The 434-nt window shown below is 69.4% G+C and carries 1 pseudogene; it reads left to right on the top strand.

Annotated elements, in window-relative coordinates:
- Positions 1–25: 25 nt before the first annotated feature.
- Positions 26–397, top strand: a pseudogene (locus IH13_RS0101605) (alpha-ketoglutarate-dependent dioxygenase AlkB); the annotation flags it as partial.
- Positions 398–434: the final 37 nt, after the last annotated feature.

The raw sequence follows: 434 nt of genomic DNA, 5'->3' as shown, positions 1-434 counted from the left end.
GAGATGTGTATAAGAGACAGCGTGGGGGCGATCTGCGGTGGCAGAGGCCTACGGGGACACGGGAGCCGCCGGGGCGTACGCGCCGGACGCCGCGCTGGTGAACTTCTACGACGGCGTCGCGCGGATGGGGATGCACCAGGACAAGGAGGAGCGGTCGCCCGCTCCCGTAGTGTCGTTGAGCCTCGGCGACAGCTGTGTGTTCCGCTTCGGGAACACCCGGGACCGGGGACGGCCCTATACGGACGTGGAACTCGCGTCGGGTGATCTGTTCGTCTTCGGCGGCCCGTCCAGGTACGCGTTCCACGGGGTGACGAAGGTCTACGCGGGGACGGCCGACGCCGCATCAGGGATGCGGGCCGGCCGGCTGAACGTGACGTTGCGCGAGACGGGGCTGTGAGAAGGGCGGTGGTGGCTCTCAGCGGCGGTCGCGGGAG

This window comes from Streptomyces sp. NRRL WC-3549, from assembly GCF_000721935.1.
GTDB lineage: Bacteria > Actinomycetota > Actinomycetes > Streptomycetales > Streptomycetaceae > Streptomyces.
This window is presented reverse-complemented; position numbering and strand designations above follow the sequence as displayed.